Source organism: Exiguobacterium sp. 8H, from assembly GCF_902506255.1.
Lineage (GTDB): Bacteria > Bacillota > Bacilli > Exiguobacteriales > Exiguobacteriaceae > Exiguobacterium > Exiguobacterium profundum.
In genome coordinates this window covers 1,919,748-1,945,041 of the sequence record NZ_LR733429.1, presented here as the reverse complement: position 1 = coordinate 1,945,041, position 25,294 = coordinate 1,919,748, and the positions used below count along the sequence as shown (strand labels likewise).

Below are 25,294 nucleotides of genomic sequence, written 5' to 3'. Positions count from 1 at the left end.
AAAACTGTCGGATTTTGAAAGCGTTATCATTTCAAATCATTTTATACTTAAGGTAGGGGGATTTAACTAGAAATGAGGGAATACAGATGCGACACAAGTGGACGATTGATGATTTACGGCAGTTGACACTGTTTGCGAACTGTTCGAGTCGAGCGCTTGAACAGCTCGTCCCATACGTCTATTGCCGAACGTATCGAAAAGGACAACTCCTATTCATGGAAGGAGACCCGCGAGAGCGCGTGTATTTCTTAATGAATGGATACATCAGACTCGAACGGATGAACGAGCATGCGACGCATCAGTATGCGGACTATGTGAAACCCAAACAGTTCTTCCCGTACAACGGTTTATTCACGGAGGAAGACTACCGTCATACGGCTGAAGCGGTGACGGATATTGAAGTCATCTACATCCCGACCGAACGATTCGAGCGGTTTGTGTCCACACAGTCGAACATGTTGCTCTATATCATCGGACAGATGAATCGTATTTTAGATTTACATGAACGACGTGTCCAAGAAATTATTACCCCGAGCGCGAAAGAACGTGTACTCAATACCATCCATTTTTTGATTGAAGATTTAGGGGAGCCGGACGAGCAGGGGGTACGTGTCCGCTGTCCGTTCACGGCGATGGAACTATCTCGTCTATCCGGAACTTCCCGGGAGACGGTTTCTACGATTTTAGCGAAGCTTCGCAAAGAAGACGTGCTTCGAATGGACGCGCACCAACTTGTGATCGGGCATCCTGAATATTTTGATCAAGACTTCGATTGACGCCGCTCGGGAGAGGGCGTCTTTTACATGTCGGAACGAGCGGAGCGTTCGCTTCAAGACGTAGCATATTGTATAATTAGTGATGAATCTCACAAAGCAATCGGATTGTGAATAGAGAAAGGATGAATGCAGTGAAACGACTGCAAGCCCTTGCGTTCGCCGAGCGAGGTCACATCATTGGACTGGTATTGTCTGCGGTCATGATTGGACTATCGATTTTGGCGCAAGCGTATTTAATCGTCGACATTGTCGACCGAATCTTTTTAAAAGATGAATCATTTGAAGCCGTCATTCCGGCGTTACTTTGGCTCGTCGTCGCCCTATTGGCACGAGCACTTTTTGGATACGTCTCCGGGCGAATCGGGGCGAGTTTATCGGAAAAAGCGAAACGGGCGTTACGTCTGCAATTGCTAGATCGCTATGCCACGAGCCCGGTCGAGTCCTCTTTGACGGGACAATCTGGGAAGAAGGTCAGTGTGTTCATGGATGCTGTTGACGAGGTTGACGCCTACTTCAGTCAATATTGGCCACAAGTGATTCAAACCTCGATTATCCCGCTTCTGATTTTGGTTGTCGTCTTCAGCCAACATTGGATTTCAGGTGTCATCATGATGGTGACGGCACCGTTTATCCCTTTGTTCTTTATTATCATTGGGATTGCGACACAGAAAAAATCTGAGGAACAGATGGAGAAGATGAATCAATTTTCCGGAAAGTTTTTGGATGTCTTACAGGGTTTGACGACACTTAAACTCTACAACCGGACCGAACAGGAAGCGAAAGCGATTGAGAAGAGCAGTCTCGACTTTCGGGATGCGACGATGGTCGTCTTAAAGACGGCATTCTTATCTGGCCTTATGCTGGAATTCATTTCGATGCTCAGTACCGGTGTCGTGGCACTGGAAGTCGCGCTACAGATGGTCGTTTGGGAGAACTTGACGTTCTTCTCTGGCTTCTTGATTCTTGTGTTGGCGCCAGAGTATTACTTGGCCATCAAAGACCTGGGCAGCGCCTTTCATACGGGACGTGGCAGTATGGGCGCAGCAGACCGGATCTTTGACGTATTAGACGCCCCGGATGATCGCATTCAGTGGGGGACGAAGTCGCTTGGTTCACGGAAGCCGGATCTTGAGCTTGAAGAGGTATCGTTTGAGTACGCTGGTGGACGCTTTTCCCTTCAGCCATTGAGTGGTCGCATCTCGTCGGGCACCCACCTCGCGTTAGTTGGTGCGAGCGGTTCCGGGAAGACGACTGTCCTCAACGTGATTTCAGGACTTTTGCAGGTGAAATCAGGTCGTGTTCTCGTAGATGGTGAACCTTTGCATACGTATGACGAATCTACCTGGTATGGAAATATTGCATATATCTCTCAAAATCCGTATCTGTTCGCCGGGACACTCGCCGAAAACATTGCCTTAGGTGAGGTGGCTGACGAACATGCGTTACTCGAAGCAGCCGAGGCAGCTGGACTATCCGAGGTGATTGACCAGTTGCCGAACGGGATCTGGACAGAACTCGGAGAAGGTGGATTTGGACTATCCGGTGGGGAACGGCAGCGCCTTGCACTCGCACGTGCTTTCTTTAAGCGACCTGGTATTTTATTGTTTGATGAACCGACGACCGGTCTCGATTTGAAAACAGAGCGGATTGTCAGACGCTCGATTGAAGAGCTGTCAAAAGGTGCAACGTTAATCACGGTTGCGCATCGTCTGCATACAATCAAAGAGGCAGACACGATTTGGTTCATGGATGATGGGAAGCGAATCGCAGAAGGGACGCATGAAGTGTTACTCGCTGTCCCAGAGTATGCGGAGTTGTTTGCACTTCAGAAAGGGGTGAGCCGATGAACTCGCTTTGGACGATTACAAAATGGATGATGCGCGAAAAGAAAGACATCCTCCTCTCCATCTTCTTTGGATATGCAGCAGGAATTGCGGCGGTCGCCCTCTTCGCGGCAAGTGGCTATCTCGTATCACGCGCCGGGCTCGTCCCGCCCCTGTATGCGTTGATGGTACCCGTCGTCTTGATTAAACTGTTCGGTGTCATCCGGGCAGGAAGCCGTTATCGGGAACGTCTCGCATCGCACCGAGCAACGTTTACGATTTTGAGTGAGTTGCGCGTCCGGTTCTATCGTCAGTTAGAGCCGCTCGTTCCGTCCATCTTTGCGAAATATCGGAGTGGGGATTTGCTCGCACGCGTCGTTGGGGACGTCGAGAGTCTTCAAAACTACTTTCTTCGCGTGTTTTATCCGCCAATCATTCTCGTACTCGTCTTTTTGAGCACCATCTTCTTTGTTACCTTTTACTCGTTTGCGGTCAGTCTATGGATCTTGTTTGGTGTACTCATCACGGGGTTCTTGATCCCGCTCGGCTTTGCACGAATCCGCGCCCGTCACGATGAGACGATTCGTGGATTGCGCGGAGATGTGTCGATTCAATTGACAGAGATGTTGTTCGGATACCGGGATTTAAAACTTCATCACCAACTCGATCGCACGAAACAAGCTGTCTATTCGTACAGTGAACGTTACATGGAGGCGGAGCGGAAAGACACAACGAATCAATTCTTTAATTCTGCGCTCGTTGTTGCCGCTTCCTTACTCGTCTCATGGGGCGTCTTGGCCATCGGTGCGTATCAGGTGGTAAATGGAGACCTGAACGGGTTGTTCTTGGCAATGCTGATCATGATGTCGCTCACAGCGTTTGAGAATACGACGCCGATGGCCGTGTTCCCCGGTCACTTTGCAGACAGTAAGCAAGCAGCAGATCGTTTGTTTGAAGTGACGGAGCCGAGTGAAACGATTGAGGAGCGTGAGGCGAAACGTCATGATGTGACGTTTACGGCCGCACCGTCTATTTCATTTGATCATATTCGCTATCGCTATCCAGACACGTATCGAGATGTGATAGATGAGGTAACGTTACACATACCGAGCGGTTCGAAGACGGTAATCGTCGGACCGAGCGGGTCAGGGAAGTCGACGTTACTTCAACTGGTAATGGCTTTCGTTCGGACGGAAGACGGCACGATTCGGTTGGATGATTACAATATGAACGATGTCAAACAAACATCTATTTGGCAACATGCAAGTGTTGTCTTGCAAGACAATCATTTCTTTTACGGAACCGTACGGGAAAACCTGGCGTTAGCCGGTGACTTCACAGATGAAGCGATGAACGTAGCACTTGAGCGCGTCCGTTTGTCATTCTCGCTAGACGAACCGGTCCTGGAGAAAGGGGCAAACTTGTCAGGTGGAGAACGTCAGCGCCTCGCCATCGCACGGGCACTTCTTAAAAACGGACTTCTTTGGTTGCTTGATGAACCGACATCGGCACTCGATGCAGGAACAGAGGCCCATGTCTTTTCTGAATTGCTACAGCAAGCCGGAGCGGGCACACTCATTCTTGTCAGTCACCGTTTGACGGGTCTCGAAACGTTTGATCAGATTATCGTCATGGAAGCTGGACGGATCGTCGAGGTCGGTTCTTATGAGGAATTGATGACGAAACGTGGCATGTTCTATGAATTGAAACAAATCGAACAAGAAGTGTTCGCATCATGAAAAAGACGAGCAGCCCCGTCGGTGGGCTGCTCGTCTTGTTTATGGCAAATATGGGTGCAACAAATGGGGGTTGTCGCAATGCTTTCAAAAAGAGTGTCGTGGAGGGGAATCCACGTGACGTGATATGTTTGGGGAACGTGCACGCCAAGCTTTTGGGAAGCTACAACTAGAGTATAGTTGATAACGATTCTCATTGTCAATAAGAATAATAAAAAAATCCATACGTGCGAACACGCATGGATTGAGTCATGAATTAATTTGAGGCTACGCCTTTTTGAACCGTGAATCGAATCAAACTGAACAAGTATCTCGTGAAGAAGAGAGCGAACGCATAGAATAGCGCAATGAACGGTGACTGAAGATCAATCCCCGGGATGTTCATCAAGAACTCTAGAACGAGAATAGAGAGTAAGAATACGTAGAGAGCGGCATCTAAATAAAGTGGCATAAGACGACCGCGTTGATGCCAAAACGTGCGGATGAGTGGTGCCACGGTCATCCCGATAATCCGTTCCGCAAAGCCGATACTGAGAACGGCGATGATGAATGCTGGGATCGTGTTAAAGGTCACCAAATCCGAGAATACGAAACCTGAAATCAATAAGAGAGGACCGATGATAATCATCATCGAAAGTGAGGTCCGGAAGAAAATCCACATGTTTTTCTGAATCGAACGAATCCCACCGATTGCCGATTGTTGAAGTGTCTTTCCACGTCTATAATCAATCGCGAACGAGCCGATAAACATAATTCCAAATAAAGATAACAAAACTGACATGAACGATGTTTCCCCTTTTCTGAATAAATCATGATGTATCGATCTGAATCAAAGTCTAGCCTAGTTTAACGATTCATTTCGAGAAAGTAAAGCGAGAAAACGCGCTCAAGTGTGAAGAGTTTGACACATTAAGAGGCGAGGATGAAACGATTCCGACCGGACTCTTTTGCGTGATATAACGCTTCATCTGCATGTTTTAACACACTGTCGATTTCAATATCATTCGAATGGCAAGCTCCAAGCGAAACAGTGATGTGGAGCGTACCGGCACTCGTCTCGAACGGGAACGTTGAAACCTTTTCTCGAATAGATTCAGCAAGCTGCGATACTTCTTCTCGATTAGCATGGGGCATGACGATTAAAAATTCTTCGCCGCCGAAGCGACCGACTAAATGGCGCTCATTGCTCTCATTCACGAGGAGCATGCCGAGCTCGCGCAAAACATCATCTCCGACGTCGTGACCGTATGTGTCATTCACCCGTTTGAAATGATCGATGTCGACCAAAATCAATGCGTATTCTTCCGCCTCGACCGTCAAGTTGGCCATGGCTTCGTTCAAGAGACGCCGATTGGCAATCCCGGTGAGCGCATCTGTACGCGCCAGTTGCTGTTGATGTTGGACGTTCTCAAAGTGACGGCGTAGTTCGAGCAGTAATCGATAGGCGGCGCACGCTCCCCCGTAAGACATTAACGTATAGACGATTAAGACGGGATAGAACAAATTTAGTGGAAGCGCGGTATAAATCGCTGCTCCAAAAATGGCAATACTGATTGTAGTGAATACGAGCAAAGTGGGCCGAGTATTATCCATGCGTTTCCGTAAAAGACCTGTTAAGACAATTAACGTAACTATTGTGGCGATGGCTAGATAGAGACCGAGCATGGTACCGTCTGTAAAGAACAGAACTAGGGAACGACCGATTAATAATATGATACCTGCGACAGCACCACTCACCCATCCCCCGAATAGAACGGCAAGCAAAACGGGAATATTACGTAAGTCGATGAGTATCCCCTCGAGCGGTAAGGCATTTACTAAAAGGAGGATGGCAATCAATCCGGTCTGTACCCCAAGTAAAATCCTTCCTTTGAGAGGAGACTGTGGCGTCAGACGAGGGCGGTTTCGAAACGGTAAAAAGGAAATCGTGAAGAGCGTGAACAAGATACACAGGTTGATAAAGAACGCATTTATGATTGTGAGCATCGGAGCTCCCCCTTATCCCGTATGGAAATATTTAGTTACAGTATATAGCATCTAGTTGGAAACAAACAGGAATAACCTGCTTGCGGAAAGAAACTCTCTTGAATGATTATTCAAGCAAATCGTTTTGGAATCCTTTTGGATTTGTTCAGATTCTCCTCATCTTTTAGAACTTTCGTTATGGAAAATCGAAAGTTTGGTATGATAAGAGAAAAGGAGGACTGTCCGTGCGTTACTGGGATCATTTTAAACGAGCGTTTATTCCGATTGCGCTCATTTTGATTGGATTAGCGATCTTTTATACTTTATCGGCTCGAGATAATATGGTGTTGACGCTATTAGGGGCTGCGATTGTTGGAGTCATCTTATTTTTGGTGATGCGTCATGTGAATCAGGTGGAAGAGGACTGAAGCGAGAACACATTTTGTGGTTCTCGTTTTTTGTTGTCTTGCCACATTTTTGGGTACACTACAAAGTAAGGAGGGATTTATCATGGCAAAAGCTACATTTGCGGGAGGCTGTTTCTGGTGCATGGTCAAACCGTTTCATAAATATGAGGGAGTGGAGCGTGTCATTTCTGGATATACAGGAGGACATGTCGACAACCCGACGTATCAACAAGTCTGTTCGGAGACGACAGGACATTTAGAGGCGGTTGAAATCACATTTGATCCAGAAGTCATTTCGTATGAAGAGTTGCTACGCATCTATTGGCGTCAAATCGATCCGACAGATGGTGGAGGGCAGTTCAATGACCGCGGTGAATCCTATCGTCCAGCCATCTTCTATCATTCAGAAGAGCAGCGGGCTGCAGCGGAGCGTTCGAAACAAGAAGTGGAAGATTCGGGTCGCTTCGATCGTTCGATTGAAGTCGATATCCGCCCTGCGAAAACGTTCTGGGAAGCGGAAGACTATCATCAAGACTACTATAAAAAAAATCCGTTCCGCTATGAGATGTACCGTGTCGGTTCAGGACGCGCGAAGTTCATCAAAGAGGCATGGAGCGATCGTAAACAACAACAAGCACTTCGTGAACGCTTGACACCGATGCAGTATAAAGTGACTCAAGAAAACGGGACAGAGCCACCGTTCCAAAATGAATATTGGGATGAAGAGCGGGAGGGGTTGTACGTCGATATCGTCGACGGGACACCACTCTTCACATCTCACGATAAGTTTCAGTCGAATTGCGGATGGCCGAGCTTCTCACGCCCAATCGAGGAGAAGCGAGTCGATTTGAACATGGACACGACGCACCACATGGTACGGACAGAAGTCCGTTCAAAACAAGGGGACAGTCACCTTGGTCACGTGTTTGATGACGGTCCGAAAGAGCTTGGCGGCTTACGTTATTGCATTAACTCGGCCGCTCTCCGATTCGTTCCTGTAGAAGAGCTTGAAGAGGCCGGGTACGGGGAATATAAACACTTATTCAACAAGTGAAGGGGAGAGGCGTATGTTCACAGCCGTCAAACAACAAATTCGATGCGAGACGATTGGGACTGTCCTTGATTTTTACGACCAGTCGATTCGACAGCTTTCGGAAGAGGCGAGACAAGAAAAATATGCGAAGATGAGTTCGAGCCCGTTCTCGTTCTTTCGGGGTAGCTCACACTTGTTCTACTACGACTTTGCGAAAGTACCGATCGCGTTTGACACAGGTCCCGATCATCCGACGTTCATTCAAGGAGACTTACACTTTGAAAATTTCGGTGTGTTCGAAGACGGGGCCGGTACCATCATCTATGACGTGAACGACTTTGATGAGGCGTATATCGGTTCATACCTGTTTGATTTGTTGCGGATGGCGGTCTCTGTCGATTTGTTCGCCGCCGAGTCCGGGTTCGATGGCAAAGCAGCCATTCAAGCGTTTGCTGAGTCCTATGCCAAAGCCATTGAAAAACATGCGCTTGGACGAAGTGAGCATATTCAATTCACGAAAGAGAATACATGTAAAGCGGTCAAAAAAGTCATTAAAAAAGCGGAGAAGAAGAAAGATGAATTCATGTCCGAACGGACGGAGGTAAGAGACGAGGAACGTTATTTTTCAACGAGTGACGACCTGCTTCCCATCTCCTCGGAAGTACGGGAGAAAATTGAAGCGGCATGGGGCGATTATCTGTCTTCTTTGTCAAATCAACACCGACATCATGCCGATCACTATGAAATCAAAGATATTGCCGTCAAACTTCAGAGCGGTACGGCTTCGATCGGTTTAGAACGCTACTATATTTTGATTGAAGGTGCCGACGAAGAGCATGATGAAGATGTCATTTTAGAGATGAAACAAGCACAATCTGCCGTCCCGTCTCTCTTTCTTCCGACACATCCGCTGTTTGAAAACGGATTGTCGCATCAAGGCGCTCGTGTCGTCGCTGCGCAACGGGCAATGGTCCACAGTCGTGACCCGTATCTCGGCTATTTGACGATTGACGACAAAGAATATTATGTGAGGCAACGTTCTCCGTATAAGCGAAAAGTGAAAGCGAAACATATGAAAGATGAGACGTCGCTCATTGAGACGTTGAAGGTGCAAGCGCAAATCACGGCGAAAATTCATGCACGGGCCGATGCGACCTCCAATGTGCTCGATTATACGGCAAGTGAACGAATCGCGGCGGCAATCGGTGACTCTCCGTCCCTGTTTATTCGACAGTTATCGAGATGGGCTGATTTTTATGCAAATCAAGTTCGTTTTGATTATGACGCCTTTTTAAACTGGGTCGAGTCAAGGAATCGTTAAGGAACTTGCGAATTGAGGATGAAATCCTGCACAATGGAAGCGTAAAGGATGTGTACGGACTATGATTACAGAACAACAAGTCATCGCCCAAATGCGTCAGGTGATGACACAGATTGAGTCGTCAACCGGCGAAGCGCAAAAGCGTCATTTGGCAAAGTTAATGGGTTTTTGTGAACTCTTGTTAGCGGAGACGTCTGAAGCAAAAAGCGTTGGGGCATCACAGTCCCCGACCGTGACAAGTGAAACAAAACCGCCACTTGATCGACAGATGGCTGCCTTTCTTGGCATTCCGATGGAGGAAGACGAGCAACCGAAATCGGATTCATTACTCGATTTTTGAACCACATGTCATGGACATGTGGTTTTTTTATGGATTCTCTTTCATTGACTTAAATACCATATGGGGTATAATGAGTGTAAGAAATGAATGCAAATGGAGGCGTGAATATGTTGGACTTTCTTTTTGTGGCGGTCGTCATTGGACTTGTGTATTTCTGGTGGAGTCGTCGAAACAATGTAAAAACTGTCTCAACGGACGATTTAAAACGGAGAATCGCAGAAGAACGGAACATTCAATTATTGGATGTGCGGGAGCCGCATGAATACCGCGGGGGACATATCAAGCAAGCGAAAAATGTACCTTTATCCGGATTCGGTAATGCTCAAGCGAAATATCCGAAAGAAAAAGAGCGTCCTGTCTATGTCATCTGTCAGAGCGGGATGCGTAGCCAACGAGCGGCAGCGATGCTGAAGAGTGCCGGATATACCGACGTCTATTCTGTAAAAGGTGGCATGAACTTCTGGCGTGGATAATAGATGCGACTGGACGAATCGGTTCAGTCGTTTTTTGTCACCACGTTTTCTCTTTTGCATTTTCGGGGATTCTGCTACGGTAGGGAGAGAGTGAAAGAGAGGAGATCAATCCAATGGCAGTGATTTTATTTGATATCGATGGCACGTTAGTAGATACGACCGGACCAATGACGAAGGCGATTCATGAGGCACTCGAGGAGCTTCCTCATCTTCCGAAACCGAGTGAAGAGGCGGTCCGCTCAGGATACGGCTTGGCAGGTAACGCGTTTTGGGAGCATGTCATCCCAGAAGCGACGCTTGAGGAGATTCGTCTCATTCGCAGACTCCGTCATACGACGCTTGAGCAAACGATGGAAGGACAAAATGTCTTATTTGACGGAATTCGTGAGATGTTGGAGACACTTCACGAGCAAGGTCATACGCTGACGACAGCGAGTAACTGCGGTGTTCATTACATGAATTTGATTTTAGATACGCAACAGATTCGTCCATATATGACGGCACCCGAATGTTTAGAATCTGTTGGGGGCGAGAAGAAGGCAGACATTCTGACAGCGCACCGTGTCCGGCACGGAGAGGCGGACTATATTATGGTCGGTGATCGTAAATCGGATGTCGAGGCGGCTCGCGCTCATGACTTCCCCGTCGTCTTGACAGGATTCGGGTTCGGTAATGAAGAAGAGTGGGCACTTGCAGATCACGTGATTCAATCTCCACACGATTTAGTCGAGTGGGTCAACCGATAAGAAAAGGCTTGTCGCATATCAATGTCGACAAGCCTTTTTGTATACCTATACTCACAATCCGAGAGAGATGTATTTTACTTCTAAAAATTCCTCAATACCGTGATGACCGCCTTCACGACCGAGTCCGCTCTCTTTCCAACCACCGAAAGGCGCTTGCGGCGTTGACGGAAGACCGTCATTCACACCGACAATCCCATACTCTAGCGATTCAGCTAAATAGACCGCTTCATTGATGTCTTGCGTGAACAGGTAAGCGGCTAAGCCGAACGGCGTGTTGTTCGCCCGTTTGATGACTTCATCGAGCGAATCGAACGTTGCAATCGGTGCGACGGGTCCGAACGTTTCTTCGTTCATGCAGAGCATGTCTTCATTCGCATAACGGATGACAGCAGGACGGATGAATAAGCCGTCTAGCACCTCGCCACCGTACACTTCACCGCCACGAATCTGCGCGTCCTCGATATGCTTTTCGACTTTGCTGAGCGCATCGTCATCGATGAGCGGACCGATGTCGACACCTTCCTCTAGTCCGTTCCCGACTTTCAACGCTTCGACCTCTTTAATGAAACGCTCCGAGAATTCATCGACGACGGCGCGTTCGACATAAATTCGGTTCGCACAGACACACGTCTGTCCACCGTTTCGGAATTTCGTGGCGACCGCTTGCGGAACAGCCTTATTTAAATCCGCTTTAGCTGTGACGATGAGCGGGGCGTGCCCACCCAGTTCAAGCGAAATCTTTTTCATCGTGTCCGCAGCATCACGCATGAGCATTTTCCCGACTTCCGTGGATCCTGTGAACGTCAATTTTCGGACCCGTTTATCTTGTTGCCACGCTTTGACGATATCTGATGCTTGTCCAGTGACAAGGTTGATGACCCCTTTTGGGAATCCGGCCTTCTCCGCTAATTTGACCAATTCGATGGCGGTCAACGGGGTCGCCGATGCTGGTTTCATGACGACCGTACAGCCCGCAGCGAGCGCTGGAGCAACTTTCCGTGTGATCATGGCAGCCGGAAAGTTCCAAGGTGTGATGGCTGCGATGACGCCGACCGGTTGTTTGATGGCAAAGATTCGTTTCTGGTTCGATGAAGCAGGAATCGTCTCTCCGTACACGCGTCGTCCTTCTGCCGCATACCAGTCGATGAATCCATTTGCATAGTTGATTTCGCCGATCGCTTCTTTGAGCGGTTTTCCTTGTTCCTCGACCATCGTTCGGGCAAGCTCTTCCGTATGTCCTGCAATCAAACGATGCCATTCAGTAAGTAGTTCCCCTCGTTCTTCTGCTGTTTTTTGTTGCCATTCTTCTAACGCCTCATGCGCAGCGTCGACGGCTTGTGTCGCTTCTTGTGTATCACTTTTTGTCACGACGGCCATCACATTGCCTGTGGCTGGATTTCGTACCTCGATCGTTTGTCCCGTTTCTGTCCATTCCCCGTTAATGAAGTTTTTCTCTTCTCGCATCTTGATTTCCCCTTTCCAAAAAGTGCACAGTTAATTAGAGGATACCCGTTTTTCTGAAACGCACACAAATTTACAAAAAAAGAGGGGATACTATGTGGATCATCGTCATTGGCTATTTAGTCGGAAGTCTGCTCGGGGGCAGACTGTATGGGGTGCTAAGTGGACATGATTTAGCGACAACTGGTTCGAAGAATACCGGTGCACGCAATGCGCATCGCATCGGTGGAGTAAAGGCGTTTCTAATCGTCTATGGATTCGACGTGCTCAAGACGATTCTCGTCCTACAGATGAGCGGACCATATTTTTGGCAGACGGCGTTCGCGCTCACGCTCGGGCATATTTATCCATTTTGGCGAATCCGTGCGGGAGGGAAGGGATATGCCGTTTTTTCTGGAATCATATGGGCATATGAGCCGTGGTGGTTTATTGGGGGTCTTGTTATCTTGTTACTCTTAATCAAATTAACGGGGAACTCTCGCGAGACGGGATTAGTCATGCTTACGTTATTACCGTTGGCAGCTTTCGGAAGTCTCGAAGATGTCATCTGGGCCATACTCATCGCTATCGTGATTACGTATCATCATGTGAAGGAGGAAAGAACATGATTGTGTATCGAAAAGCCGAAATATCAGATTTTGAAGCGATACATCGATTAAATTACGAAACATTCGTTGAAGAGATTCCACAACATCCACCAAATCCGGAAAGGCGACTTGTCGACCGATTTCACGAAGAAAATACATATTGGATTGGAGAAGTGGATGGGGAAGTGGTCGCCATGTGTGCGTTACGTGGCAAACGGCCGTTTTCGTTGGAACAAAAAGGAGTACGCATTCCTGATGGGAATTGGCTTGAGATTCGCCTCCTCGCTGTGACTAAACCCTATCGACGCAATCGGACGTTCGCTGGATTGATGCGCGCGGTCATCGACGATGCGACAGAGCGTGATGTCGATGGTATTGTCATCAGTGGAACGACACGTGAACAAGTGCTCTATCATCGATTCGGGTTTGTGCCGTTCGCGGATCCGATTGGTCCTGACGAAGCGAGATATGTTCCGATGATGTTGACGCGTTCGGCTTTTTATGAATCCAAATCAGCATCGATCCTACGTCCAAAAAGTTTGCTAGCAGGACCCGTTGAATGTTCGGACCGTGTGAGAGAACGACTCTCGATGCAGCCGCGCCCACATCGTTCAAACGAAACGGGACGAGTGCTTGAAGCGGTACAACGAAAACTGGCGGAACGAATCGGACTCCCTCATGTCTATACGCTCCTTGGAAGCGGGACCGTCGCTAACGATGCGGTCGCGGCTCGATTGGACGGACACGGCCTCATTTTCAATGAGGGTGAATTTGGAGAACGCTTGATTGACCATGCCCGGCGTGTCGGTCTGTCTTTTGACGTGGTCGCAGTGGACCAAGAGGGACAATGGGATATTTCGCAACTTGAGCGCATTGCACCAGACTGGGTATGGACGGTTCATTGCGAGACATCGTTAGGGATTTTAATCAACCTTGCCCCGCTCCATACATGGCAAGGCGTTGTCGCCATTGATGCGATCAGTGCCGTCGGAACGTTCGTCTATGACTATTCGTTTGCGGACTACGTGACCTTCTCTTCAGGAAAGGCGTTACGGAACGCCCCGGGTCTCGCGTTCGTGGCAATGAAGCATCCAGCGATTGCGACACCACATACAGCGCGCTATTTCGATCTATCCCTCTATCAACCGATTGCCTTCACACAATCGGAACCGCTTCTCTCAGCGATGGCGATCGCGCTGGATGAGTTGACAGAAGATGAAGTCGTTTCACATTCTGTAAAGATGAATACGTTGCTTAATGCCTTACAAGAGAACGGTTTATCGGTCGATGTGTGTCCCGCCCAATCACCCGGCATCATCACGATTCCAGTTCCGTGCGAGCTATCCTCGGTCGAGCTCGGGCGCCAACTGTCCTATCAAGGCTATCTCGTCCAGTATGAGAGTGACTACTTAAAGCAGGCGAACGTCATTCAAGTATCGACCATGGGTTGGACGACACCTCGCATGATGCGTGACGTCGGTGCTTATATCGCACAATGGATTCAACAAAAAACCGCCACTGCTGAGAGTGACGGTTCGCTTATACTCGAAAGTCTTGGCGTGCCAAATGACGAATCTTTCGTCCGAGGCGTCTCCAATTGAAATAAGCTAAAACGGAGACGACGCCACCTGACCAGAAGAGCCATTCATCCGGTCGAATATAGCCGAGTAGGCCGACGAGCAAACCGAGCAAGATGACGATGGCATTGAACGTCTGACGGTGCAAGAGTTCCTTGGATTCAAGGTTTCGTTGGAACATCGCTTGCTCCGACAGACGTTTTCGTGTCGGTTCTTTTAAGTAATTATCCAGAAGTGGAGGAACGTTTAACAGTTTCTTCGCGTAGTTGATTCCGGTCTTCACGTAACGATTTTGAAGCGTTGTCCCGTCTTCCTCGAGCCATTCGATGACAATCGGTTTACCGAGTGTGAACAGATCGATTTTCGGATCGAGGATTTGCAGAATCCCGAGCAAGGTCGAGGCGGCCCGACCGAAGAAGGCAAATTCTGCCGGGAGCTGAATCGGTTCGTTTTTGACGAGCAATTGAATGTCCTGTAACACCTTCTCAATCAATTTCGTATCGACGGTATCGATGTCCGTTTCTAGGTAGAAAGTGACCGCTTTCTCTAGTGCTTGGCGAATGTTTTGTTTGTTTGCCGTCGGTAAGAGGAAGCGCAAGTCTTCTAATCCATCGACGATGCTATCATAGTCGAGCGAGATGAATGCCTGTAAGATATTCCGAATCGTGGCCATGTCTTGCGCCGTTGTCTGTCCGACCATACCGAAATCGAGTAAGATGATGGTGCCATCGGCTCGAATTTGGACGTTTCCGGGGTGTGGATCGGCATGGAACTGCCCACCAAACAATAGCTGTTCGGCAGCGAGTGTGAAGAGTCGTTCAGCTAGGGCGGAACGGTCGATTCCATTTTCTTTTAAAAAGGCGAGGTCGGTGATTCGGCGTGCGTCGACCCAGTCCATCGTCAAGACGCGGTTCGTACAGAGATGTTCGTGATAGTCCGGGATGTAAACGTCTCGGTTATCGGCGTATTTGGCTTTAAAATACAGGGCGTTTTTTAATTCAGTTTGGAAATTTAGTTCATCCCCGATGACAAAAATCATTTGGCGATATAAGCTATCTAAGTCGGTTGATTTAGCGAGGGATGTCCGCTTTAACATCGATGTGACAATCCGCATCGCACGGAAGTCGGTCCGGATGATTTTTTCGATATTCGGACGCTGGATTTTGATGGCGACCCGTTTGCCGTTTTCAAGAAGCGTGGCACCATATACTTCTCCGATGGAAGCCGAGGCGACGGCGTCGATGCCGACGTCTTTGACGACTTGGGTATATGGGACGCCCCATTCTGCCTCTAGAATCGCGCGCGACTTCTCCCAACCAGACGTCGGGACACGGTCGACGAGCTCTGACAGCTCGTTCAAGACGGCGGGTGGTAGCAAGTCTGCACGAATTGATAAGAATTGTCCGAGTTTGATTAACAAGCCCTCGAGTCGTAGCGCGTTACGCTTATACTCACGCGCGAGCTTGAGCATCAGTGCTTCATATTCTTCTGTCGTGGCGACACCTTGTTGTTGTTTGCGTGAAAAGGCGTACAGCCGAATGATGAATCGGGCGAACATGGTGACGATAATCCATATGCGGAACAAAGCGATACGTTTCATTGTAATACCGACATCCTTTACGACAGTCGCACGACTGACCTGAATTTTTGTAACTATACTTTACCATACAATGCGTTGAAGAAAGGGCAAGGGATGTTCATGGAGTGGGAATTGCTCAACGTCGTCGGAACGATTGCGTTCGCGGCGAGCGGAGCCATCATTGCGATGGATGAAAAATACGATATTTTTGGGGTTTGGTTACTGGCGTTTATCACCGCCTTCGGAGGCGGCGCGATCCGAAACGTCCTGTTAGGAAACCCCGTCAGTTTAATTTGGCAACAGAATGATTTATTTATTTTATGTTTTCTGGTCGCACTCCTCATCTTCCTGCTCCCGAGTGTCGTCTTGCCACATTGGGAACGCTGGGGTGTCATTGTCGACGCCATTGGTCTCGTCGCTTTTGCCTTTCAAGGGGCGCAGGTCGCAATCAAGCTTGATTTACCTTTATCTGCTGCGATTGCGGCGGCTGTCTTGACTGGCGTTGGCGGAGGTGTGGTCCGGGACTTATTGGCAGGACGTAAGCCTCTCGTCTTACAATCTGAGGTGTATGCGATTTGGGCGATTCTCATTGCGGTCATTACGTATTACTTCAAGCTCGAAGGCGGTCTTGCTGTGTACGCGCTTTTAATTGTCGTTGCGACACTTCGAGTGATATCCTACTATCGGAAGTGGAATTTACCAGCACGAAAAGTCAGATAAGGGGGAACGGAAATGAAGATATTATTAATGATCGGTGCCGGATTGATGGCACTCGGTGTGGCACTTGGTGCATTCGGCGCCCATGCGCTAAAAGAGAGATTGGCGCCAAACATGTTGGCAAACTGGCAGACAGGTGTGCTCTACCATATGGTGCACGCGCTTGGAATCATTGGGATTGCAGCGCTCCTCATGCGCGTGAGCATCAGCCAGTTCAACGTGGCTGGATGGCTCATGTTTGCGGGAATCGTCTTCTTCTCAGGAAGCTTGTACGTCATGGCATTGACGGGAATTACAAAACTCGGAGCCGTGACACCGATTGGCGGCGTGTTATTCATCGCTGCCTGGATCTTTGTCATCGTCGGTGCGATGAAACTATAACTTGAGAATCGATTTATTCGATATCCATGCCTTTGCTCATGTTCACATGCAGCGACGGCATGGATTTTTTTGATGAGTCATCCTATTAATTGGAAAAGGGATATACAGCCCTATTCGCTTATTATTTTAAAATAAGGTAAAACGTTCTCTATTTACATAAAACATTACAGAAAGATGTCAAATCGAACAGTCTGAAAAGGTATTGGTAAATAATAAGTTCTATGCATTCATTGTCCGAACCTTTGTTCTTGCGTAATAAAATTGAAATATAACTTTAACAGGAAAATATCTATCAGTTAGATATAATTAGTCGTGTTGAAACTCAACCAAATGATCGTTTTTGTTACATACTGAAACGGCTTTAAATATGTAGTGTAGTAGGTACTCACGTTTGTCATTTAAGAAAGGATGTACCCCATTCATGAATTGGAAACGCACAGTCTCGACGTTGACGCTCGGTGTGATGCTCATCAGCACACATACAGTTGCGGATGCATCGACTTCGATTAAAGAGAAGCAAGAACAACAACAAAAAGTAAAAGAAAAGCGCGACAGTGTGAAAAAAGACCAGTCAGAAACATCTTCAAAAATTGAAGGAAACAAGGAAGAGATTTCAAAAGTTCAGGCTGAGGTCAACAAAATGGACGCACAATTGCAAGACATCATCAATGATGTCGCCATGAAACGCCAAGAAATCAAGCGCACCGAGATGAAGATCGAGGATCTTGAAGCCGACATTAAAGATTACCAAGAAAAAATGAAGGCGCAAGAAGCGATGATGAAAGAGCGTATGGCCACGATGCAAAAGAACGGTGGCGGTTCAATCAACTGGGCTGAGTTCATCTTCGGTTCAAAAAATCTCTCTGATCTCGTGACACGTATGATCACAGCTGGAACGATTCAGCGTAGTGACCAAGAGTTGTTTGATGACTATGAAGCGACACAGCGTTCGTTGAAAGAAGCGCAGGCTGACTTGAAAGCAGAGCGTGCTTCACTTCTTGAACAACAAAAAGCACTCGAAGTGCGTCAAGCCGAGCTTGAGAAGAAAATGAAGCAACGTGAAAAACGCATCAAAGAGCTTGAAGAGAAGAACATCAAGTTCGAATCGCAAATCTTTGACCTTCAAGAGATTGAAGCAACATTAGTCGCTCAAGAACAGGCAATCGCGGCTGAAATCGAAGCGCAGCGTCGGGAAGAAGAGGAAGCCCGTCGTCGTGCGGAAGAAGCAGCTCGTCAAGAGGCGGCACGTAAGGCGGAAGAAGCCCGCCAAGCAGAAGCTGCACGTCAAGCTGAGGCTGCCCGTCAGGCAGAGGCAGAACGAGAAGCGGAAGCAGCTCGTCAAGCTGCTCAACAAAAGCAAGACAATAAATCGAATACCCCGTCTTCGTCGTCTTCAAACAACACGGCGGCATCAACGCCAGCTCCAAAACCGGCACCGGCATCAACGCCAGCTCCGAAACCAGAGCCAAAACCGGCGCCGACGACATCGACGCCAGCTCCGTCTAGTTCGATGTTCATTCAACCGGCTTCAGGACGCTACTCACAAGGATGGGGTCCGGCGAGCGGTGCGTTTGGTTACACGTTCCATAACGGTGTAGACATCGCAGGTCCAACAGGGACACCGATTCGCGCATCTGCGACAGGTACGGTCATTCGTGCAGGTTGGGGTGGCGCATACGGGAACCACGTCATGATCGCACACGTGATCAACGGTCAAGTTTGGACCACGGTCTATGCGCACATGAACTCGGTATCTGTCAGCTCTGGACAGCGTGTGACGCAAGGGTCGAACATCGGGACACTTGGAAACACAGGGAACTCTTCAGGTCCGCACTTGCACTTTGAGATTCATAAAGGCGGCTACTCATACTCGGCAACGAGCGCAGGTAGCACGGTCAACCCGCGTCAGTTCTTCTGATGCATCAACCAGAAAACTCCTTTCGATTGCGAAAGGAGTTTTTGTGCGTAAAAAATCCCTCCGCGATTGCGAAGGGATACTCGTTAGTTGGCTTGCTCGATATCGCTTGGACGATCTTGGTTTTTACGCATTTGTTCACGCACGTAATAGATAATCGTCAACCCAATCAACCAAGGTACCCCAAACTTCAACAAGATGTTGAAATCCGTGAACCATGTCGTGATCATCAGGCTGAGCAGTAAGACCGCCCCGAGCAATGGGAGGAATGGATACCCCATCATGCGGACAGGGAGTTTTCGTCCGGTCCATTTTTTACGGAAGAACAAGTGGGAGACGAAGACCATGAACCAAGTGAAAATAGCTCCGAACATCGAAATTCCCATCAAGAATGGATACGATGACTCCATGAATACTTGTAGCAAAGCGGCGAGGACAATCCCACCCGTTGAAACGAGTAATGCGAACATTGGAATCCCATTTTTGCTGATTTTTTTGAATGCTTTCGGTGCATCGCCGGCTTCAGCGAGCGAGTACATCATGCGCGTTGATGCATAGAGTTGCGCGTTCATCGCAGATAAGGCAGCGATCAAAATCACAAAGTTGAGGATGCCTGCCGCGAACGGGACATCGAACTGTTCCATGACGAGCACGAACGGACTTTGGTCAATCCCTGCTTGCTGCCATGGAATCAGCATGAGCATGATCGCAAGCGTGATGACATAGAAGAACGTCAAGCGGAACACGGTCGCACGTAAAGCGCGTGGTACGGCCTGGTCCGGGTCTTTCGCTTCACCGGCTGTGACAGCGACGAGCTCGGTTCCAAGGAAACTGAAGAGGGAGATGAAAATCGTCACCCACATTCCGTAAAAGCCGAACGCGAAGAAGCCTTCGTTTCCTGTCGTGATTGACTCAATCGGTGATCCTGGTTCGCCGAACAATGTGGCGGCACCGAGGACGATGAATAAGATAATGGCAGTTACTTTGATGAAGGATAACCAGTATTCAGTCGTTCCGAACGTGTGAACGTGACGGGCGTTGACGTAAATGAGTAATCCACCGAAGAGGGCGACCCAGACGAACCCGTTCACATCAGGGAACCAGTAGCGCATGTAAATGGCGATGGCACTGACTTCAACTCCTACAGCCAGTACGTTTGCGACCCAGTAAGAGTAACGGACGAGAAAACCAGCGAGTGGATGAACGTATCGCTCGGCAATCGTTCCGAATGATCCAGATGTTGGATGGGCAACCGTCATTTCGGCGAGAGCACCCATGAGTAAGAGGACGATGAACGCCCCGATGGCATAGCTGACGAGCACGCTCGGGCCAGCGGTTTGAATCGCGAGACCGCTTCCTAGGAACAGCCCGGTTCCGATGGCGCTTCCGAGGGAAATCATCGTGAGTTGCCGGGTGGACAGCTCGCGTTTTAGTTTGTTTGTTTCCAAAATCGATTCTCCTTTAGCTGAGTGGAATGTTGTTGTGGACGACTATAGCAGACGAAAAAAAACAATGTCAATTCGAAAAAACGGTGAAAGTTTCTCATTTTTGACTGCACATATAGAGACAAAGTTTTTATAATTTTTTTATTTGACATGGATTCCTCTGCCCTGTATAGTACGAATTAACTTAACTGAAACGAATAAAGGCGTCGACGAAGAGAAGTAACGACGAATCCTGTATGACAGAGAGCTGATGGTTGGTGTGAATCAGTATATGGGACGTCGCGAATGGACTTCTGAGCTCTAAACCGAACTTTGAGTAGGCTTTAGCGGGTTACCCACCGTTATCACGGGGAAGCGGATGATTGTCCGTGAAGTGGGTTCTTTGGAACCAACGAAGGTGGCACCACGGGGTTACTCGTCCTTCTTATAGCACAGGCTATGAGGAGACGGGTGACCCCTTTTTCGTTTCGACAATATAAATCGAGGATTGAGAAAAGTAGCGCGAGAAGACGTTTCGTCCAGAGAGTCAGGGATGGTGAGATCCTGACCGAGGCGTCCGCGTGAATGGGCTCATGAGAGCATGGCTGAAGAGAGTAGGTCGTGACGGTTTCCCCCGTTATCGGGATACGATGTGATTGCATCGGAGAGTGGATTCTTTGGAATCAACGAGAGGTGGCACCGCGGTATTGAACCGTCCTCCATACGACGACTGTCGTATGGAGTTTTTTTATACACATTTTTAGAGGGGGAACAGACGATGATTCAACAATTGGAGACAAACGCATTATCAACAGCAGATATGAAAGTGGCAGCGAGCGAGATGTTCCAAGCGGATGAAGCGCAAATCGAACGAGTGCTGCTGGCGATGAAAGAGCGCGGTGAGACAGCAGAAGAGATGGCAGGACTCGCAGCATACATTCGTGAAGCGGCACAGTTCCCCCAAAGTGATTTACCCGTACTAGATGTTTGTGGTACCGGCGGCGACGGGGCGCATACGTTTAATATCAGTTCGACCGTCGCCTTTGTCCTGGCTGGTCTTGGGATTCCGGTCGCCAAGCACGGGAATCGAAGCGTCTCGAGTCGATCAGGAAGCGCGGACGTCTTAGAGGCATTGAACGTTCCGATTGTGAAGACGGCAGAAGAAGTACATGCTGACTTGAAACGGACGAATCTCAGTTTTCTATTCGCCCAGCATGTCCACCCGATCATGAAGCATGTCATGCCGGTCCGGAAACGGCTCGCGACGGCGACCATCTTCAACCAAATCGGACCGTTAACGAACCCGCTTCGTCCGAAACGACAACTTGTCGGTGTCTATCATCCATCGTTACTCGAGAAGATGGCGACCGCGATGCGTCATCTCGGGGTGGAGCGCGGTATGGTCGTCCATGGAGCAGGTGGACTCGATGAAGCGAGTCTCGCCGGTGTGAACGACGTGTACTTCTTTGATGGGGAACAGACGGCGCGTTATGCGGTCGACCCACGAGATGTCGGCTTGATGCGGGCACCGCTTGAAGCGCTACGTGGAGGCACACCAGAAGAGAACGCTGCGACACTTCTTGCCGTATTGAATGGAGAGTCGGGACCGGCACGCGACGTCGTCTTATTAAACGCGGCACTTGCCCTTTGCACGTATGGTACGACCGCAACGCTTCGTGCAGGAGTGAAAGAAGCAAAACGTAGTATCGATGAAGGACACGCCTTGCGTGTATTACAAAACTTACAACGTACGGAGGTCGAAGCATGAGTTATTTAACGAAAATCATCGGAACGAAAATAGAAGAGGTTAGCGGCATGCAGCCCATCGATGTCCCCGTGACGAAGCCAATCTCTCTCTTACATGTGATGAGCGAGGGATTCCATATCATTTCAGAGATCAAACGGTCGTCCCCCTCGAAAGGAATGATTCGGGAGACGGTCGACGTCGCTAAACGGGCACGTCAATATGAAAAAGCTGGTGCGACGATGATCTCCGTTTTGACAGACACGACGTACTTTAACGGTTCTTTTGACGACTTGCGACAAGTTGCCGATGTCGTCACCATCCCGGTGCTCTGTAAAGATTTCATCATCGATGAACGACAACTCGACTATGCGAAGCATTACGGGGCGAGTGTGGCACTTCTTATCGTGGCGGCACTCCATCCGACACGTCTTCAGGAGTTGACGCGATACGCTCGCTCCATCGGTCTCGACGTCTTAGTCGAAGTACATGATGAGGCGGAGTTACGCATCGCCCTCGAACTTGATGACGTGTTGATCGGCATCAATAACAGAGACTTAAAAACGTTCGAGGTATCCCTCGAAACATCGATTGATTTGATGAAACGCTATCCTGAGGTCACATTCGTCAGCGAAAGCGGAGTCAGTTCGGTCGAGGCGGCTGCACGTTTACAAGAAGCTGGGGCAAGCGCCATTCTCGTCGGGGAAGCACTCATGCGTGAAGAGGACCCGACCCGGTTACTCGAGGAGTTGAAAACATGTTCGTTAAAATCTGTGGACTAAAAACAAAGGAAGCTGTTGAGGCGGCGGTCGAGGCGGGAGCGGATGCAATCGGGTTCGTCTTCGCCCCGAGTTCTCGACAAATCGACGTGACGACTGCGAAGAGATTAGCTGCACATATCCCACAATCGGTCCGGATCGTTGGTGTGTTTTTAAGTCCTTCAATGGAAGAGATCGAGGAAACGCTGGACGTAGGGCTGACGGATTTACAAATTCACCATCGGACGCAGTCAATCGAACAACTCCGTACCTTCGGATTGCCCATCATCGATGCGTCGACCGAGGAGACGGCAGATGTGCGTTTGATCGACCATCCGACCCCAGGGAGTGGACAGATTTTAGATTGGGGCACAATGGACCGGCCGCAACGTCCGTTTTGGCTAGCGGGCGGGCTATCCCCTGACAATGTCGGACAAGCAATTCAACTCATCCAACCAGACGGCGTCGATGTCTCGAGCGGTGTCGAGACGGACGGTGTGAAAGATATCGAAAAAATTCGTGCGTTCATTCAACGCGCCAAGGAGGAACTATGATGTATGCACAACCAGTGAACGGGAAGTTTGGACAATATGGTGGAAAGTATATTCCGGAGACGCTCATGCAGGCGGTCGAAGAATTAGAGGTCGCTTATGAAGAAGCGAAGCAAGATCCTGAGTTTCAAGAACGCTTCTCTTCCTTATTACGTGAATACGTGGGACGTGAGACGCCACTTTATTATGCGTCGAACCTGAGTCGCCGTCTCGGGACGAACGTCTATTTGAAACGTGAAGACTTAAACCATACCGGTGCCCATAAGATCAACAACACGATTGGGCAGGCGCTCCTTGCGAAACGGATGGGCAAACAAAAAGTCGTTGCCGAGACGGGAGCGGGTCAGCACGGTGTTGCGACTGCGACAGTATGTGCATTACTCGATTTAGAATGTACCATCTTCATGGGTGAGGTCGATGTTGAACGCCAAGCATTGAACGTGTTTCGGATGGAATTACTCGGGGCGAAAGTCGTTCCTGTCAAATCAGGCAGTCGTACGTTGAAGGATGCCGTCAATGAAGCGCTCCGTTACTGGGTCAAACATGTCGACGATACGCACTATGTGATGGGTTCCGTTCTCGGACCGCATCCATTCCCGCAGATGGTACGTGATTTCCAAAGCGTGATCGGGACAGAGACACGTCGGCAAATCCTTGAACAGACGGGACACCTCCCGGACGCCGTCGTCGCTTGTGTCGGCGGAGGGAGCAACGCCATGGGCATGTTCTATCCGTTCTTGAACGATGAGTCGGTCGCGCTTTACGGTGTCGAGGCGGCTGGAAGTGGCATCGATACGGATAAACACGCAGCGACCCTCACGAAAGGGGAAGTCGGTGTCTTACACGGGTCGCTCATGTATGTCTTGCAAGACGCAGCGGGTCAAATCGAGGAAGCGCACTCCATTTCAGCCGGACTCGATTACCCAGGGGTAGGACCGGAGCACAGTTTCTTGAAAGATATTGAGCGGGTGCGCTATGCGGCCGTCACGGATGACGAGGCACTCGACGCGTGTCTCGCACTCAGCCGACAAGAAGGAATCATTCCTGCATTGGAGTCTTCACACGCCCTCGCTTATGCAGAGACGCTCGCGAAGACGATGGGAGAAGACGATACACTGGTGATTTGTTTATCAGGGCGCGGAGACAAAGACGTCCATACAATCCGAGAGAAGGTGGCGACACGATGAAACTAGAGACAGCGATTCGACAGCGAGAAGGAGCGGCGTTCGTTCCGTATATCATGGCCGGTGACGGCGGGATGGAGCGACTGATTCCGACCATTGTGGAACTAGAACGGATGGGGGCGACGGCGATTGAACTCGGTATCCCATTCTCCGATCCGGTGGCGGATGGACCAATTATTGAAGCGGCAGGAATGCGCGCGCTTGAAGCTGGTGTGACGCTTGAAATGGTATTGAACCATTTAATAGAAGGAAAAGATCAATTTAACGTTCCGATTGTCTTGATGACATACTTGAATCCCGTGTTTCGGTTCGGGGTCCAACCGTTCTTTGACCGGGCGAACGAATGTGGTGTGAGCGGGGTCATTATTCCTGACCTTCCGTTTGAGGAGAGCCTCCAGTTGTTCGCAGATGTCAATCGGCATGACGTCGCCGTCATCCCGCTCGTCACGCTGACGAGTAGTGAGGCACGAACGGCATCCATCTTAGAAAAAGCAGAAGGATTCGTGTATGCGGTCACGCTCAAAGGAACGACCGGGAAAGCGGATGTATTCCCAGACGAGCTTCTCGCCTACTTAACTCGATTGACTGAGCAGTCACGGGTTCCCGTCTTAGCAGGATTCGGAGTCCATCGTCCGGAACAAGTACAGTCACTTGGGAATGCGTGTGACGGTGTCGTCGTCGGGAGCTTTATCGTCGAAGCGCTTCATGAAGGACGGACAGAGGATGTCGAGACGCTCATTCGATCGGCAAAGCAAATCCATGCATAAGAAAATCAGCGCTTCAGGCGAAGCGCTGA

At 49.2% G+C, this 25,294-nt stretch carries 24 protein-coding genes and 2 other annotated features; of the genes, 19 read left to right on the top strand and 5 right to left on the bottom strand.

The annotated features are described in order from the left end of the window. Positions 1–86 precede the first annotated feature (86 nt). From GVY43_RS09905 to cydC, 3 genes are all read left to right on the top strand, one after another. On the top strand, positions 87–776 hold the full coding sequence (locus GVY43_RS09905) for a Crp/Fnr family transcriptional regulator (RefSeq protein WP_159563061.1): 690 nt from the start codon (positions 87–89) through the stop codon (positions 774–776). A 122-nt stretch (positions 777–898) separates the two neighbouring features. Beyond that, positions 899–2,623: a thiol reductant ABC exporter subunit CydD gene (cydD, locus tag GVY43_RS09900; protein ID WP_159563060.1), complete on the top strand. Its 1,725-nt coding sequence runs from the start codon at positions 899–901 to the stop codon at positions 2,621–2,623. After that, complete coding sequence (gene cydC, locus GVY43_RS09895) at positions 2,620–4,338, top strand: thiol reductant ABC exporter subunit CydC (RefSeq protein WP_159563059.1); 1,719 nt, start codon at positions 2,620–2,622, stop codon at positions 4,336–4,338. Before cydD ends, cydC begins: the two co-directional genes overlap by 4 nt. A gap of 253 nt (positions 4,339–4,591) precedes the next feature. On the opposite strand, the gene GVY43_RS09890 is transcribed toward cydC, so the two are convergent. Both GVY43_RS09890 and GVY43_RS09885 read right to left on the bottom strand, forming a co-directional pair. Next, a complete protein-coding gene (locus GVY43_RS09890; RefSeq protein ID WP_159563058.1) occupies positions 4,592–5,116 on the bottom strand; it encodes a hypothetical protein in 525 nt (174 codons plus the stop codon). 128 nt (positions 5,117–5,244) lie between these two features. Next, on the bottom strand, positions 5,245–6,321 hold the full coding sequence (locus tag GVY43_RS09885; RefSeq protein ID WP_159563057.1) for a diguanylate cyclase: 1,077 nt from the start codon (positions 6,319–6,321) through the stop codon (positions 5,245–5,247). A 224-nt stretch (positions 6,322–6,545) separates the two neighbouring features. On the opposite strand from GVY43_RS09885, the gene GVY43_RS09880 reads away from it, so the two are divergent. The 6 genes from GVY43_RS09880 to GVY43_RS09855 all read left to right on the top strand — a co-directional run bounded on the left by GVY43_RS09880 (position 6,546) and on the right by GVY43_RS09855 (position 10,620). Next, positions 6,546–6,728: a hypothetical protein gene (locus tag GVY43_RS09880; RefSeq protein WP_031422036.1), complete on the top strand. Its 183-nt coding sequence runs from the start codon at positions 6,546–6,548 to the stop codon at positions 6,726–6,728. Between the two features lie 82 nt (positions 6,729–6,810). Next, the gene (msrA, locus tag GVY43_RS09875) at positions 6,811–7,761 is read left to right on the top strand and encodes a peptide-methionine (S)-S-oxide reductase MsrA (RefSeq protein ID WP_074035519.1); all 951 of its coding nucleotides are present in this window, start codon (positions 6,811–6,813) and stop codon (positions 7,759–7,761) included. Positions 7,762–7,774: 13 nt separating this feature from the next. Next, positions 7,775–9,061 carry a DUF2252 domain-containing protein gene (locus tag GVY43_RS09870; RefSeq protein ID WP_159563056.1) on the top strand — a complete coding sequence of 429 codons (1,287 nt, stop codon included), beginning with the start codon at positions 7,775–7,777 and terminating at the stop codon, positions 9,059–9,061. A gap of 61 nt (positions 9,062–9,122) precedes the next feature. Next, positions 9,123–9,401: a DUF5327 family protein gene (locus tag GVY43_RS09865; protein ID WP_078147766.1), complete on the top strand. Its 279-nt coding sequence runs from the start codon at positions 9,123–9,125 to the stop codon at positions 9,399–9,401. 107 nt (positions 9,402–9,508) lie between these two features. Then, positions 9,509–9,874 carry a rhodanese-like domain-containing protein gene (locus GVY43_RS09860; protein WP_012727509.1) on the top strand — a complete coding sequence of 122 codons (366 nt, stop codon included), beginning with the start codon at positions 9,509–9,511 and terminating at the stop codon, positions 9,872–9,874. A 113-nt stretch (positions 9,875–9,987) separates the two neighbouring features. After that, positions 9,988–10,620 carry an HAD family hydrolase gene (locus GVY43_RS09855; RefSeq protein ID WP_031422042.1) on the top strand — a complete coding sequence of 211 codons (633 nt, stop codon included), beginning with the start codon at positions 9,988–9,990 and terminating at the stop codon, positions 10,618–10,620. A gap of 51 nt (positions 10,621–10,671) precedes the next feature. Here the strand turns inward: GVY43_RS09855 and GVY43_RS09850 are convergent, their stop codons facing one another. Beyond that, positions 10,672–12,084: an NAD-dependent succinate-semialdehyde dehydrogenase gene (locus GVY43_RS09850; protein WP_159563055.1), complete on the bottom strand. Its 1,413-nt coding sequence runs from the start codon at positions 12,082–12,084 to the stop codon at positions 10,672–10,674. 92 nt (positions 12,085–12,176) lie between these two features. Here GVY43_RS09850 and GVY43_RS09845 point away from each other — a divergent pair, with 92 nt between their 5' ends. Continuing rightward, positions 12,177–12,689, top strand: a complete 513-nt coding sequence (locus GVY43_RS09845; RefSeq protein ID WP_159563054.1) for a glycerol-3-phosphate acyltransferase — start codon at positions 12,177–12,179, stop codon at positions 12,687–12,689. Continuing rightward, positions 12,686–14,269 (top strand): GNAT family N-acetyltransferase, encoded by a 1,584-nt coding sequence (locus GVY43_RS09840; RefSeq protein ID WP_159563053.1) that lies wholly within the window; start codon positions 12,686–12,688, stop codon positions 14,267–14,269. Before GVY43_RS09845 ends, GVY43_RS09840 begins: the two co-directional genes overlap by 4 nt. Here GVY43_RS09840 and GVY43_RS09835 read toward each other — a convergent pair. Further along, complete coding sequence (locus GVY43_RS09835; protein ID WP_159563052.1) at positions 14,208–15,845, bottom strand: AarF/ABC1/UbiB kinase family protein; 1,638 nt, start codon at positions 15,843–15,845, stop codon at positions 14,208–14,210. The genes GVY43_RS09840 and GVY43_RS09835 overlap by 62 nt on opposite strands. Positions 15,846–15,938: 93 nt before the next feature. Here GVY43_RS09835 and GVY43_RS09830 point away from each other — a divergent pair, with 93 nt between their 5' ends. The 3 genes from GVY43_RS09830 (at position 15,939) to GVY43_RS09820 (ending at position 18,840) form a co-directional block, all read left to right on the top strand. Further along, on the top strand, positions 15,939–16,544 hold the full coding sequence (locus GVY43_RS09830; RefSeq protein ID WP_012727503.1) for a trimeric intracellular cation channel family protein: 606 nt from the start codon (positions 15,939–15,941) through the stop codon (positions 16,542–16,544). A gap of 12 nt (positions 16,545–16,556) precedes the next feature. Continuing rightward, positions 16,557–16,922 (top strand): DUF423 domain-containing protein, encoded by a 366-nt coding sequence (locus GVY43_RS09825; RefSeq protein ID WP_074035530.1) that lies wholly within the window; start codon positions 16,557–16,559, stop codon positions 16,920–16,922. Positions 16,923–17,343: 421 nt separating this feature from the next. Continuing rightward, positions 17,344–18,840 (top strand): murein hydrolase activator EnvC, encoded by a 1,497-nt coding sequence (locus GVY43_RS09820; RefSeq protein ID WP_159563051.1) that lies wholly within the window; start codon positions 17,344–17,346, stop codon positions 18,838–18,840. Between the two features lie 83 nt (positions 18,841–18,923). Here the strand turns inward: GVY43_RS09820 and GVY43_RS09815 are convergent, their stop codons facing one another. Further along, the gene (locus GVY43_RS09815) at positions 18,924–20,237 is read right to left on the bottom strand and encodes an amino acid permease (RefSeq protein WP_236548990.1); all 1,314 of its coding nucleotides are present in this window, start codon (positions 20,235–20,237) and stop codon (positions 18,924–18,926) included. Between the two features lie 242 nt (positions 20,238–20,479). After that, positions 20,480–20,708: a binding site (T-box leader), on the top strand. Between the two features lie 48 nt (positions 20,709–20,756). After that, positions 20,757–20,984: a binding site (T-box leader), on the top strand. Between the two features lie 55 nt (positions 20,985–21,039). Between GVY43_RS09815 and trpD the strand changes: the two genes are divergently transcribed. The 5 genes from trpD to trpA are packed head-to-tail and all read left to right on the top strand — an operon-like array spanning position 21,040 to position 25,265. Beyond that, a complete protein-coding gene (trpD, locus tag GVY43_RS09810) occupies positions 21,040–22,029 on the top strand; it encodes an anthranilate phosphoribosyltransferase (RefSeq protein WP_074035535.1) in 990 nt (329 codons plus the stop codon). Beyond that, positions 22,026–22,787, top strand: coding sequence for an indole-3-glycerol phosphate synthase TrpC (gene trpC / locus GVY43_RS09805; protein ID WP_159563049.1), 762 nt, complete (start codon positions 22,026–22,028; stop codon positions 22,785–22,787). Before trpD ends, trpC begins: the two co-directional genes overlap by 4 nt. Further along, a complete protein-coding gene (locus GVY43_RS09800) occupies positions 22,763–23,317 on the top strand; it encodes a phosphoribosylanthranilate isomerase (RefSeq protein WP_159563048.1) in 555 nt (184 codons plus the stop codon). The genes trpC and GVY43_RS09800 overlap by 25 nt, the downstream gene beginning before the upstream one ends. Continuing rightward, positions 23,314–24,501: a tryptophan synthase subunit beta gene (trpB, locus tag GVY43_RS09795; RefSeq protein WP_159563047.1), complete on the top strand. Its 1,188-nt coding sequence runs from the start codon at positions 23,314–23,316 to the stop codon at positions 24,499–24,501. Before GVY43_RS09800 ends, trpB begins: the two co-directional genes overlap by 4 nt. Next, positions 24,498–25,265, top strand: a complete 768-nt coding sequence (gene trpA / locus GVY43_RS09790) for a tryptophan synthase subunit alpha (protein ID WP_159563046.1) — start codon at positions 24,498–24,500, stop codon at positions 25,263–25,265. Before trpB ends, trpA begins: the two co-directional genes overlap by 4 nt. Positions 25,266–25,294: the final 29 nt, after the last annotated feature.